Consider the following 13,758-nt stretch of genomic DNA (forward strand, 5'->3'; position numbering starts at 1 on the left):
CTACGGTGCCCTAAAACCAGAAACAAGAACAGGGATGCCGCCATAAAATGACTTTCATTACAGTGTACTTAGGAACGAACTCGTAAACCCGTAAACGCGTAAACCCGTAAACTTTTTAAATTGAACACACAACAAGCCTACAACCGCTGGTCGGAACAATACGACACCAACCGCAACCGGACGCGCGACCTGGAGGCGGAGGCATTGCGAAAAACCCTGGCCGCCCTGCCGTTTACCTCCTGCCTGGAAATCGGCTGCGGCACCGGCAAGAATACCCAATGGCTGGCACAAAAGGCGCAGCGGCTGACCGCCGTGGACCTGTCGGCGGAAATGATGGCCCGGGCAAAGCAGAAAGTTACCGATGCCCACGTTTCCTTTCAGCAGGCCGACATTACCCAGGCATGGACCTTCCGCAAGGACCTCTACGACCTGGTCAGCTTTAGCCTGGTGCTGGAACATATCGAGCACCTCGACCCCATATTTGCAGAAGCCGCAAACGCCCTGGTGCCCGGTGGCTGGGTGTATATCGGCGAGCTGCACCCGTTTAAGCAGTACACCGGCACCAGGGCCCGGTTCGACAGCCCCGAAGGCACCCAGGTACTGGAATGCTTTGTCCATAACCTGTCCGACTTTGTACAGGCCGCCCGAAAGCACGGGCTGCAGCCGGCAGACATCAACGAGTATTTCGACGACAACGACCGCACGGTTATCCCCCGCATCCTGACGATGGTTTTCCGGAAAGGGTGAAGCCGCTTTTAAATAAAAAAGCACGCAACTGTTTTCAGCTGCGTGCTTTTTTTTAGGAGCATGCTAATAGCGGGCCGGGCTTAGCGGCCGCTGTTTAAAACGATCTTCTGCGTCCATACACCTTTGACGGTGACCAGGCGGCTGAAGTAGACGCCCGTCGCCTGCCGGGAGGCATCCCACTGGAACTGGTACAGCCGGCCCGCGGAGGCGGCGCCCCGGTACAGTTCGGCCACCAGCCTGCCCTGCAGGTCATATACGCCCAGCCGTACCTGCGGCTGGTCTTCTGCCACCGTAAAGCGCACCCACGCCTGCTTTCCTGCCGGGTTGGGACTCACCAGCAAGCTGTTCTGCAACGGTACCCGGTCGTCCAGGGCGGGCGCCATGGTTGTGATCAGCGTGCTGACCACCTTGGGCGCCATCCGTACCACGTTGGAATAGGCCGAGCTGCCGGCCGCATTGGTGGCTTTCACCCGGTAATAGTAGGTAACGCCGGCAGACAGGCCGCTGCTGGCATACGCCACCGAGTTGGGTGCCAGCGCGGAGGCCACCACGCCGAAGGGACCGGCAGCGGCAGTGGCCCGTTCCACCACGTAATAGGTTTCGTTCAGCGCCACGTCCTTCCATGTCAGGTTGACCTGGGTGGCGGAGGCGGCCGTAGCCGTGAGGGTAACCGGCGCCTGGGGCGGAAGGACCAGCTGGAAGTTGTAGTTGCGGAGCGTGCCGTCGGTGCCGCCCAGCGCGTACAGGTTGTCACGGAGGCTCACGGCCTTTAGTTCGCCGGCCTGCGACCGGATCACGGGACCTGTTGTCCATTTGTTGGAAGAGGGCGTATAGATCTCCACCGTATGGAAGAAGGGACCTGCGCCGCTGACGCTGCTGGCCTTGCCGCCGGTAATGTAGATCTGCCCGCTGGCCGCCCGCACCGCGCCGAAGCCGGCCTTGGGGATAGGCATGGCCGCAGCCTGCGTCCAGGTATTGGTGGCGGGGTTGTACACCTGCACCAGGTCCACGGGTATGCCGGCAGCGGAGCGGCCGCCAAAGACATAGATCTTACCATCGGCGCCGGTCACGGCCGCGTGCTGCTTCACGCCTACCGGCATGGCGGCACCCGCGCCCCAGGCGTTGGTGGCAAGGGTGTAGACATGGGTGCTGTTGGCGACGCCGCCACTGGCCGACTCGCCGCCAAACACGATGACCTTGCCGTTAGCGGTGGCCGCTGCCGCCGCTTCCGTCAGGGCGGCAGGCAGGGCGGCCCGTGACGACCAGGCGTCGGTGGCGGGGTTGTAGCGGTACACGTCCCGGACGGGGGCGCCGGCGGTGCCGCCAAACGTGTAGATCTGGCCGTCCGACGCCAGCACGGCCGCCATGCCCTTCAAGGCCTTGGGCAGCGCCCGCCCGGAGCGCCAGGTGTTGGCGGAGGGGTTATAGATCTCCAGCGATTTCAGCAAGCCCGATTTGCCCCCGCCGCCAAAGACATAGATCCTGTCGTTGGCGGCAACGGCGCCGTGCAGGGAACGGGCGCTGGCCAGCGCGGCCTTATTGAGCCAGGACGAGGAAATGGGCGCCGGCGTAAAGCTGGCGGCGCTGCTGCCCTTGCCCCCGGCAACCACCTCCACTTTCCCGCTGGTGGCGCCTGCCGGCACCGTTACATACAGCAGGGAGGGGCTGGCCACATAAAGCTGTTTGGCGGCCAGGCCGTTAAAGTTCACCGCCGTCACCTTTTTGAAGTTGGTCCCCCTGATGGCCACGCCGATGCCGGCCGGGCCCGCGGCCGGGGCAATGCTGGTAATGGCGGGCGTATCGGCGCTGTCGCCGACCTTGATATCGAACGATACCGAGCCATCGCCGTTCTGGCTGATGCCGGTAATGGTGATCCCGCTTTTAGCGCCGCCATAGGTTTGGGCATTCGGAGTGGTGGTGTCGGAAAATTCCTTGTTGCCGTTATAGGAGCTGGGGTAGAGGTCGCCCTGGTCGCCGCGGTTCCACCCGTAATCCATGTTGTCCATGCCGTCGGCCTCTTCCAGGTCCACCCCTTTGAGGGTCACGTCGGCATTCACCTGGTTGAAGTTCCGGGCGACACCGGTGGTCTTTTGGGTATTGATATGGTAGATGGCCAGGCCCTTGCCCGGCAGCGAGAGGTCCAGGCCCGCCTTCTGCCGGTTTTCCAGCAGGAAGTACTCGGCGGAGTCCGGCGTGTTGACCCGGTAGATCTGGTCGTTGCGGCTGGCGGAAGCCGTAAGGGTGTAGGCACCGGCGCTGGAGATGAGGGCCGGCGTTTGCCAGCCCAGCTCGTTGCGGCACCAGGCGCACATGTTACCGGGGGTATGCTCGCTGCCCAGCCAGCTGGCGGCGGCCATCAGCGACCAGTTGCCCATCCCCTCGGAGCCGCCGTCGGTATCGTACAGGTCGGGCAGGCCCAGGTTATGGCCAAACTCGTGGCAGTACACGCCCCGGCCCGTCATGTCGTTGGTATAGGTGCGGCGTTCGGGGTTGATGATGTAGTCGTCGATCCGCACGCCGTCATAGCTGACGGCATTGCCGCCGCCGGAGAGCACCCAGCGGTGCGACCAGATGTACTCTTCCTGGCCGCCTTCCTCGGCGCCGGGGCCGGCATGGGCGATGATGATGCCGTCCACCACCCCGTCGCGGTCGTTATCGTATTTGGAAAAATCCACGCCGGCCGCCTCGGCGGCGTCCACCGCTTCCCGCACCAGGTCCGTAGAAACGTAAAAATCATTGCCATAGCCGTAGTGGTTGTAGGGCTGTTTGGCCGTGTACCACCCAAACACATCGGTATTGACCGTCAGCTGGCCGAAGGAGCTGACCGTATAAAAGTCCCGGAAGCTGCCGGTGCCCCGGTAGTTCGACTGGTTCATCATGTTGTTGAAGTCGGCCACCGTATTCTTATTGGGAAGGTCGGAAAATTTGATCAGCAGCATCAGTGCCCGGATGATGCCTTTGGAGGGGTAGCCGGCGGCCTTCTGCGGGCTGCCCGCTACACGGCCGGCGCTCAGGCCCGGCTTGGGGGCGAACCGCGGCAGGTCGGGCTTCAGGGATTTGGACTGCTGCTGCAGGAAGGACTGTTCCATCATCCGCCGTTCCTGGCTGTTGCGGGCCGGTATGCCCGAAGGTACCAGCCGGCCGTCCTGCTTGACCGCATACTCGTACCTGCCCCCTTTCCGCACGACCGAATAGCCGTCCACTGTTTCGGTCCAGGGCTTCAGCATGGTGCCTTTGGCCACGATGGTCAGGGTCGATCCGTCGGCTTGTTTAACGGTGATGGGGTAAGGGGAAGCAGGGCAGTTCGACAACTGCTGGGCCTGAACGGAGCCGGCGCCCAGCACCGGAAGAAGGGCCGCCATCGTCGATACGAAGAAGTTACCTTTCATAGTCTTTTAATTAAGGGTTTGCATGTTGGTTGTTACTGAAGAGGATGCCGCAGTTCACCGAAAGAAACCGGGCAAGGGTGGGCACAAAACGATCCGCCTCCTGCGGCGTCCTGACAGGGACAGGAGCTGCGGGCAGAGGAAGGGCTTTTCTCGGAATGGAACCAAGTATTTCCAGGAATGGCGTTGTAGATTTTGCAAGGCGGATCGAACCCCTCTGAGATGGTTTCAAGCCGGCTCCAACAAGACCGTGTACGGGCGGGTAAGGAGAATAGAGAACGGGGGACGGAATCAACAAAGATAACTTTCTTCAAACAGCGAAACGACGCTGCCGGAAGGGAGCGAAGGCTAAAGATACATGAATATTCCTTTTCATGGGTATACCCTAAAAGGGAATTTCGTCCCGCCCGGGGCGGGACGAACTGCTCACTGCCTGGGCGTCAAAATGATCTGCTGCTGCCATACACCCCCGGCCGATACCAGGCGGGCGAAATAGACGCCGGCGGCCTGTCGCGCGGTTTGCCACTCAAAGCCGTACACCTGGCCCGCCCGGGCGGGTCCCCGGTACAGCTCCTCCACCAGCCGGCCCTGCAAATCGTACACCCCCAGCCGTACCTGTGCCTGGTCTTCCGCCACCGTGAAGCGGATCCGCGTCTGCGGCCCGGCGGGATTCGGATAGACCGACAAACCAGCCGGCGGCGGGGCCTGCTGCACTTCCGCTTCCGTCGGCGCGGGCAGGGACAGCCCTCCCGAAGTGGTGGCGCTGGTCACGTTGGAGTAGGCCGAACTGCCGGCCCCGTTGGTGGCTTTCACCCGGTAATAGTAGGTGGTGCCGGCGGCCAGGCCGGTGCTGGCATAGGACCGGGAGGAGGCCGCCAGGGCGGACGACAGCACGCTGAACGGCCCGGCGGGGGCCGCCGCCCGTTCTACCACGTAGGCGGCCGCGTTCTTTGCTTTGTCCACCCATTTCAGGGCGATCCGGGAAGTGGAGGCCACCGTTGCCGTCAGGCCGGCCGGCGCCAGCGGGGGCAGTACCAGCTGGAAGTTATAATTGCGCCGGGTGCTGTCGGCACCGCCCACGGCATAGAGATCATCATGGAGGCTGACCGCCACCTGCTGGCCGGCAGGCGCAGGCAGCACGGGCCCTGCCGCCCATCGGTTGGTGGCCGGCGTGTACACGTCCACCGTATGGAACAGCGGCCCCCGGCCGGTGTCCCCTACGGCCCGGCCGCCCACCACATAGATCCGGCCGTCCGCCGCCTGCACCGCCCCGAACTGCGCCTTGGGCACCGGCATGGCGGTACCTGTTGCCCAGCTGTCGGTGGCCGGCGTATAGATGTACACGCTGGAAAGAGGACCTCCTGTGGCGGAGATACGCCCGCCAAAAATGTAGATGTGCCCGTCCGCACCTGCTACGGCGCTGTGCTGCAGCAGGCTTTTGGGCATGGGGGCACCCGCGCTCCAGGTATTGGCAGCCGGGTGGTAGATGCGGGTGGCATTGGAGGCGCTGCCGCCGGTGCCCTCGCCACCGAACACGTAGATCTTATCTCCCAGGGCTGCGGCCGCTCCTTCCACCACCGGCACCGGCAGGGGTGCCAGCGGGCTCCACCGGTTGGCGGCCGGGTGGTACCGATAAGTAGCCGAGGGGGCCGCCGTACCGCCGAATACGTAGATCAGCCCGAGGCTGTCGGCGGCGAAGGCCATGCCGCTGGTGGCGGCCGGCAGGGGCGCGCCCCCTTTCCAGGTATTGAGCGCGGGATCGAACACCTCCAGCGAGCGGAGCGGCCCGGTGCTGTCCCGGCCGCCAAACACGTAGATCCTGCCGTTGGCCGCCACGGCGCCGTGCCCCGAACGGGGAGCGCCCAGGCCGGTCCGGGTGATCCAGAGAGAAGCTCCGTCGGTTTCCGTAAAGCTGGCCGCGCTTTGAACGGTACCGTTCCGGGTCACCACCTCGATCTTACCCCTTTGGGCGCCGGCCGGAACAGTGGCATACAACAGGGAGGTACCGGCCACGTAAAAGCCGGCGGCCGGCACGCCGTTGAAGGTCACGGAGGTAACCTGGGCGAACCGGGCCCCTTTGACGGCCACGGCCGTACCGGCAGCCCCGCTGGCCGGCGTAAAGGACGTCAGGGCCGGCGCCAGCGGCAGCAGGTACTGGTCATTGCGTTGGGTGCTGTCGGCGCCGCCCAGGGCATACAGGTTGCCCCGGATGTTCACGGCCACCTGCCCGCCGGCAGGCAGGGGCAGCACGGGCCCTGCCGTCCAGCTGTCGGTGGCCGGGGCATACACATCCACCGTATGGAACAAGGTGCCCGGCTCCTGCTCCAGGCCGCCCCGGCCGCCCACGATATAGATCCGGCCGTCCGCCGCCTGCACCGCCCCGAACTGCACCTTCGGCACCGGCATGGCGGCGCCGGTGGTCCAGCTGTCGGTGGCCGGCGTATAGATGTACACGGCCGGCGAAGGCGCTTGCCCGGGCGCGGGGCGCCCGCCAAAAATGTAGATGCGCCCGTCCGCGCCCGCTACGGCGCTGTGCTGCAGCAGGCCCTTGGGCATGTGGGCGCCCGTGCTCCAGGTATCGGTTGCCGTATGGTAGATGCGGGTGGCGTTGGAAACACTGCCGCCCCAGGCACCGCCGAACACGTACACTTTATCCCCCAGGGCTGCGGCCGCTCCTTCCGCTACCGGTCCCGGCAGGGTCGCCAGCGGGCTCCAGCTGTTGGCAGCGGGGTGGTAGCGGTAAGAGGCGGAGGAGGACGCCGTACCGCCGAATACGTAGATCAGCCCGAGGCTGTCGGCAGCGAAGGCCATGCCGCTGGTAGCGGCCGGCAGGGGCGCGCCCCCTTTCCAGGTATTGAGTGCAGGGTCGAACACCTCCAGGGAGTCGAGGAGCCCGCCGGCGCCCCGGCCGCCAAACACGTAGATCCGGCCGTTTGCCGCCACCGCCCCGTGCCCCGAACGGGCATGGGTCAACGCCCGGCCCCCCTTCCAGCTGGATTTGATGGCGGCCACCTTAAAGGCTGCCGTCGTCCATACGCTCCGGCCGCCAATGACCAGCTCGATCCTGCCGGTAGTGGCGCCCTCGGGCACGGTAGCATACACCAGCCCGGGACCGGCCACTTCAAAGCCGGCAGCCGCCACGCCGTTGAAGCGCACGGCCGTCACGTTCTCCAGGTTGGCACCCGAAATCGCCACGCCGGCGCCGGCGCCGGCGGCAGCCGGTGAAAAGCCGGTGAGCGAAGGCATCAGCTGCAGCAGGAAGTTATAGTTGCGCTGGGTGCCATCGGAGCCGCCCAGGACATAAAGATTGCCGCCGGCATTGACGGCCTCCAGCTCCCCGGCCGGTACCGGCAGTTCCGGCCCCGCGGCCCAGCTGTTGGTAGCGGGGGTGTACACTTCCACCGTATGGAAAAAGGGCCCCTGGCTATTGAGGTAATCGGCCTTCCCGCCAATGATATAGATCGCCCCGTTGCCGGCCTTTACCGCCGCGAACTGCGTTTTGGGATAAGGCATCGTCCGCCCCGCGGACCAGCTGTTGGTGGCCGGGTTGTAGATCTGCAGCAGGTCCAGCGGCGCCCCCCCGGAGGCGGCCCGGCCGCCAAAGATGTAGATGCGCCCGTCATCGCCGGTGATGGCGCTGTGCTGCAGCAGGCCTTTGGGCATGTGGGCGCCCGTGCTCCACTTATTGGTACTGATATCGTAAATGCGGGTGGCATTGGCGGAGGCCGCTCCCGAAGGCTCACCCCCGAACACGTATACTTTACCGTCGGCGGCGGTGGCGGCCGCCCCTTCCCACACGCCTCCCGGCATGGTGGCCAGCACCGTCCAGGTGTTGTTTGCCGGGTTGTAGCTGTAGGCTTTGGTTATCGCCGAATCGGAAAAGCCGCTGAACGCATAGATCATCCCGTTCGAGCCGAGGGCAAAGGCCATGCCCCGGCTGGGCGCCGGCATCGGGGCGCCCGCGCTCCATTTGTTGGTCAGCGGGTCGTAGATCTCCAGCGAACCGAGGGGACCGCTGCCGTTGATGCCTCCGAATACATAGATCTTCCCGTTGGCGGCAAGGGCGCCGTGCTGCGCGCGCGGCGTGGCCATCGGGGCCCGTTCGGTCCAGGCAGAGGAAAAGGCCGTAACCGTAAAGGGCGAGGGGGCGGTGGCGGTACCCGCTTCGGCCACCACCTGCACGGGCCCGATGCCGGCGCCCTGCGGCACGGTGGCATAGGCCAGGGAGGCATTGGGAATATAGGTGACGGCCGCGGCCACGCCGTTGAACCGGATGGCGGTCACATCCACGAGGTTGCTGCCCCGGATGACCACGCCGGTACCGGCCGGGCCGCTGGAAGGCGTTACGCTGGTGATGGTGGGACCGGCGGAGGGCTCGATCTTAAAGTTGACGTTGGAAATATCAAAAAAAATGTTTTCCGCCGCCTCCACCCGGATGCGGGCGGTGGAGGTGAGGATGTTGGGAAGGATAACGGTCTGCTGCCCGTCGTTGGGCGTGGCGGCAGCCAGCAGGTAGGGAAAGGTCTGGCCCCCGTCGGTGGACAGCAGGATGTTGACGGTGGCGGCGCCTACAGGTTCGCGGTTGGTACCCGCCACATTCCAGCTGACGGCCTGCTCCTCGCCTCCCTTCAGGGTCATCGCGGTATTGGGCGTGGTCACCACAAAGGGGCCGGCCGCCGCGGTAACGTTCACGGTCAGGGGATAGATCCAGTCCAGGCCGCCCCCGCCGGCAAAATTGTCCCGCACCGTCAGGTTAAAATGCAGGGCGCGGGTATAGGAAGGCAGTTGCTCGCCGATGCTGGTGGAATTATTGAGCAGGTCGGGCAGCCGCGGAAAGGTGCGGGAAGGGCTGCCGGTACCGGTGAACGAGCGGAAGACGGGGGCGTTTTCCGAGGGCGCCGTGGGGCTGCCCGCCGGGCCGAGGTCGTACTGCTCCCAGCAATAGGTGATGGGATCGTTCTGGGCGTCCGTAGCCCTGCCGGTAATGACAAAAGGCGTTTGCCTGGGGATAGTGAGGTTATTGGGCGTGACGATCTGGGGCACCGGGGCGGTATTTCCGGAATTGGTGACCACGGCGTTGGCGCTGCCGGGTCCCAGTTGGGTATAGGCGAAGATCTGGTCGTAGCTGATCACGTGGAAATAAGCGTCGCTGGTGGGCTGCAGGTCCTGGGCGCCGCAGATGCCGGCATAGCCCATGATGGTGGAGCCGCTGCCGGGTTCGTAGGCCGAGCCGGGAATGCGGTTGCCGTAGCAGGCGCCGGCATTGCCGTTGAAGGTATGGTAGGCCCCGAACTGGTGCCCGATCTCATGGGCCACGTAATCCACGTCGAAGGCATCACCCACCGGGGCGCCCGAACCGGTGACGCCCCGGGCCTTCAGTCCCGCCTGGCTCACCACCCCCAGGCTGGCCAGGCCGCCGCTGTTGGTGCCGAACACATGGCCGATATCGTAATGGGCATTGCCGATCTTGCTGTCGATATCGCTCTGCACCTGGGTGATCATGCTGCTCGGGATGCCGTTGGAATAAGGGTCGTTGGTGCTGCTGGTATAGATGATGGAGGTTTCTTTCGCTACCAGCACCATGCGGATGGCCACCTCGCGGATGTAAATGAAGTTCACGCGGTTGAGGGTGGTATTGATGGCGGCCAGGGCATCGCCTACGGTGCCGCCGTGGAAGGCCGTATATTCCCCGGTGGCCGCGATGGCGATGCGATAGGTGCGCAGCTTGTCGCCGGAAGGGCGGCCGGCGCTGCCCTGAAGCAGGGCGTCGGTACGCAGCGCCCGCCGCTGTTCCGCCAGCTGCAGGATCCTTTTGGCATTTTCCGTTTCGGTTCCCAGCACGGTGGGTTCGTAAAAGGCTTTTTCGGGCGGGGCGGTGTAGTCTTTTTTGGCGTAGGCCATATAATTACCGGTATCGCCGGGGCTGAAGGGATCGATAAAGCTCAGGCCCTGTTCCGGCGAGTGGATCATGCCGTGAAAGCCCGCCGGGGTAAAGTCGAAGGCGGCCGTCAGGCGCGGGTCGTCCACGCCCACCCCTGTATACGAGCGGATCCCGGGGAAGCGGGCGGCCAGCTCCGGGGCCATGACGGAAGTTTCGGTAAAGCGGAAGCGTGCGGAACGGCCGTCCGGCAGGGGCAGGTTCACCACGCTGGTGGACGTGCGCAGGGAAGCCGCCTGCTCTTTGGGGGCGCCGGCCAGCAGGGTGCGCATGCCGGGAACGTTCAGCGACAGGGCGCGGTATTTCTGGGGCGCTGCCCCGCGCTGGGCCCGGGGGGCTGCGGCGCCGGCGGGCCGGTCGGACCAGAAGCTGCCCGTAGCCTGGGAAAAAACTTCCCCTCCCCCGCAAAGGGTCAGCCACAAAAGCAGCAGCGCCGGAAGCACTGCCTGGGAACAACTGCAACGAGTAAAATTCTTCATAACATATTGGTTATTAGTTTGCGGGTGCACGGACCAGCGGAGAGGCGGACAAAGTGGTTCCTGGGCCGGTACACGGAGGTTCCCGTATACGGCAGGCAATAGCGGTCAGGCCTGTTCGCCCCGCAGGGTAACAGCCATCAGCAAACGATGCAGCAGGAGAAATCCGGAAAGCGACCGGACCGAAGGGAAGCATCCGGAAGCCGCTGCATTCCATGGGGAAAGCTGCAGCTCAGGAGCTGTTGCAGGTAGGCGTGTTGATCATGGCTATTGGTTTAAGCTTCCTCGGGAGGCGGCTTTATGGAACTGCTTTTTCATAAGGAAAGAAACAAACCCGCGCAGGCGGGTCGATGGAGCAAAGAAGCGGTCGGAAACGGAACCCGGAACAATAAGAGGAAAGAGAAACGTTCTTATGGATAGATCCTTCTTCCCGGGTGGCGGCTATTGCCTTTCCATAGTAAAAGTAAGGTTTTCGATGATGCCGGAACCGCACTTATTTCTTTCGCTTTCAGGGCACCCTCCTTTTTCTCCTACAATTTTCATGCGAGCGGCCCCGACCCGTTCCCCTCCGGGCTTGCCGTCCGCCGCATCCGTTTCCCGGTTCGCCCGTAAAGCCTTATTTTACAGCCGGTTCGCCCATCGCTCATCCTTAAACAACGCCCTGATGGCTCCCTGTTATCTTTTTGTTTACGGCACCCTCCGGAAGGGCTGCGCCAACGACCTCTGCCGGAAGTTCCCCGGCGCCCTGCTTTTGGGCGAAGGCACCGTTCAGGGCTCCCTGTTCGAGCTGGAGGGGCTCCCCTATCCCGGCCTGTTGCTCGACGGGGCCGGGCCGGTAGCCGGGGAGGTTTATGCCGTCGACGGGGAAACCGTGCACCGGCTCGACGAATTCGAAGGCTTTTACCCCGGGCGTTCCGCGGACAGTTATTATTTCCGCAGGGAAGCCGACGTGCAGCTGGAGGGGGGCACCCTGAGGTGTTTCGTGTACGAAACCAATCCCCGCAAGCTGCCCCTGGGCGGGGCCATCGAGCCGGCCGACTGGAAGCGCTATCTCGAACGCCATCCCGCTGTGGCCCGGCGCACCGAAACCTGGCCGGAGGACCTGGCCGGCCTTGACTGAACCATACCGCCGGCGGCACGCTTTTTTTATAACCTGTTGATATTATGGACGGTTCGCCCCGAACCGTCCCTGTCCCCCCTGGAACCTTCCGCCCACCCGAATACGCTTCCCGCTGACCCTGCGGCCCGTACCGCCGGCCCTGCATTGTAAACCCTTCTAAATACGGAAAACCATGCGTCCTGCTACCTTTTTGCTTTGCACTTTGCTGATGGCCGACGGGCTTGCCGCCCAGGAAAAGGCCCCGCCCGGCAAAGGCGATTCTACCATTCCCTACATTCTCAGCATCAAGCGGCGGGTACCCGCCCAGGCCGTCACCGCTGCCGCCACCGTCACCTACCGCGTCACCTTTTCCGAAAAGGTCCGGGGCGTGGACGGCACCGACTTTAATGCCGTGGCGCTCAGCGGCAATGTCCGCGGCACCCTGGCCACGCTGGCGCCGGAGGCGGCCGGCACCCTGGCCACCAACGCCGCCCGGCCGGCCAACGCCGACAGCAGCGTTTACGAGGTGACGGTCCGCGGCCTTGCCGGCAGCGGCCTGCTGCGCCTCGACCTGAAACCCTGGGGCACCGGCATTACCGATGCCGGCGGCAATGCCCTCGGCGGCGGCTTCGGCAACGCCGACACCTACAGCGTCCAGGCCGTGCCCCAAGCGGGCTTCGCTTCCTTCACGCCCAAGGCGCCCGTGCCCATTTCCAGCCATACCGGCGACAAGCCGCAGGCCAAGCTGTGGTTCCATGCCGGCAAGTGGTGGACGGTGCTGGCCACATCCGGCGGCACCCGCATCTTCCGGCTCGAAGGCGACGTGTGGCGGGAAGACCTGAAGCTCTCGCCGGCGGCCAATTCCAAGGCAGACTGCCGGGTGCACGGCAACGTGGTCCACATTCTGCTGTTCCGGAAAAACAGCAAATCCTTCCTGGTATCGGCGGAGTACGACCCGGTTGCCGGCACGTATAAGCACTGGAGCAAGCGGAAAACCGCCGTAACGGTCATTTTCGAGCCCGCCGCCGAAACCGCCACCCTGGCCCTCGACGGCACCGGGCGGATGTGGATCGCCACGGACAACAAGTCGGACGTGAACGTGCGCTGGAGCGATGCGCCCTATTCGTCCTGGAGCCCGCCGCTGATGATCGCCACCGGCACCCGCAGCGACGACATCTGCGCCATTACGCCGCTGCGGGGCAAGATCGGCGTGCTGTGGTCCAACCAGAACACCTGGCAGTTCGGCTTCCGCACCCATGCCGACGGGGCGGCGCCCACCGAATGGTCGGCCGTCGAGCGGCCGGCCTTTCGCTCGGCCATCGATACCGGGTCGGGGATGGCCGAGGACCACGTGAACGTGGTGGCCTCCAAAAACGGCACGCTTTACTGTGCGGTCAAAACGGCCTATGATATCCCCGGCAAGGCCCGCATCGCCCTGCTGGTGCGCCGTCCTTCCGGCAACTGGGAGCCGCTTTATCCGGTTACATCGAATGAGGGCACCCGGCCGATCGTGCTGCTGAATGAAGCGGCGGGCAAGATCAAGGTGGCGTACAGTTCGCTGGAAAGCGGGGGCGATATTCTCTACCGCGAATCGGCGACCAGTCCCATCAGTTTCGGCCCGCCCGTGACGCTGTTCAGCGGCAATTACCTGTATAACTATGTCACCAGCACGCACCAGCCCTACACGTCCGAAGTAGCCCTGATTGCCACCAATCTTACCCTGGGCCAGGCCGTTACCGTCATCGGCACCGACAAGCCGCCCGTAGCTGCCACCACTGCCCCGGCCCTCCCCTCCCCTGCCGCGGAACCGGAAGGTTTTTTAAAAACGGACCTCCAGGTTTCCGCCAACCCCTTCCGGCACTGGACATCCCTGCAATACATCCTGGCGGAGGAAAGCCCCTATACGCTGGCGTTATACGACAGCCGGGGCACGAAGGTGGCCGTATTGAAACAAGGCACGGCCGCTGCCGGCCTGCCGCTGCGCTACACCCTTGATGGCTCCGCCCTTCCCGGCGGCATCTATTATATACGGCTGGAAACGGGCAAAGCGTTCCGGACCCTGAAGCTGGTCCGGGGCCGGTAACAGGCGGGAACCGCATAAAAAAACCCGGG

General features: G+C 64.3%; 5 protein-coding genes. 3 read left to right on the forward strand and 2 right to left on the reverse strand.

The window, feature by feature from the left end:
• Positions 1–120 precede the first annotated feature (120 nt).
• Positions 121–747, forward strand: coding sequence for a class I SAM-dependent DNA methyltransferase (locus tag V9K67_RS20290; protein WP_336725660.1), 627 nt, complete (start codon positions 121–123; stop codon positions 745–747).
• Positions 748–827: 80 nt separating this feature from the next.
• On the opposite strand, the gene V9K67_RS20295 is transcribed toward V9K67_RS20290, so the two are convergent.
• Positions 828–4,136 (reverse strand): M6 family metalloprotease domain-containing protein, encoded by a 3,309-nt coding sequence (locus V9K67_RS20295; RefSeq protein ID WP_336725663.1) that lies wholly within the window; start codon positions 4,134–4,136, stop codon positions 828–830.
• Positions 4,137–4,559: 423 nt separating this feature from the next.
• The gene (locus tag V9K67_RS20300; RefSeq protein ID WP_336725666.1) at positions 4,560–10,550 is read right to left on the reverse strand and encodes a Kelch repeat-containing protein; all 5,991 of its coding nucleotides are present in this window, start codon (positions 10,548–10,550) and stop codon (positions 4,560–4,562) included.
• A gap of 661 nt (positions 10,551–11,211) precedes the next feature.
• On the opposite strand from V9K67_RS20300, the gene V9K67_RS20305 reads away from it, so the two are divergent.
• Positions 11,212–11,667 carry a gamma-glutamylcyclotransferase family protein gene (locus V9K67_RS20305; RefSeq protein WP_336725668.1) on the forward strand — a complete coding sequence of 152 codons (456 nt, stop codon included), beginning with the start codon at positions 11,212–11,214 and terminating at the stop codon, positions 11,665–11,667.
• A 172-nt stretch (positions 11,668–11,839) separates the two neighbouring features.
• Positions 11,840–13,729 carry a T9SS type A sorting domain-containing protein gene (locus tag V9K67_RS20310; protein WP_336725669.1) on the forward strand — a complete coding sequence of 630 codons (1,890 nt, stop codon included), beginning with the start codon at positions 11,840–11,842 and terminating at the stop codon, positions 13,727–13,729.
• The last annotated feature ends 29 nt before the right edge of the window (positions 13,730–13,758 follow it).

This window comes from Huijunlia imazamoxiresistens (genome assembly GCF_037132455.1).
GTDB classification, from domain to species: domain Bacteria; phylum Bacteroidota; class Bacteroidia; order Chitinophagales; family Chitinophagaceae; genus Flavisolibacter; species Flavisolibacter imazamoxiresistens.

Coding starts and splice junctions, on each gene's coding strand:
- V9K67_RS20295 (WP_336725663.1), bottom strand. CDS start 4,136: ATGAAAGGTAACTTCTTCGTATCGACGATGGCGGCCCTTCTTCCGGTG.
- V9K67_RS20300 (WP_336725666.1), bottom strand. CDS start 10,550: ATGAAGAATTTTACTCGTTGCAGTTGTTCCCAGGCAGTGCTTCCGGCG.
- V9K67_RS20305 (WP_336725668.1), top strand. CDS start 11,212: ATGGCTCCCTGTTATCTTTTTGTTTACGGCACCCTCCGGAAGGGCTGC.
- V9K67_RS20310 (WP_336725669.1), top strand. CDS start 11,840: ATGCGTCCTGCTACCTTTTTGCTTTGCACTTTGCTGATGGCCGACGGG.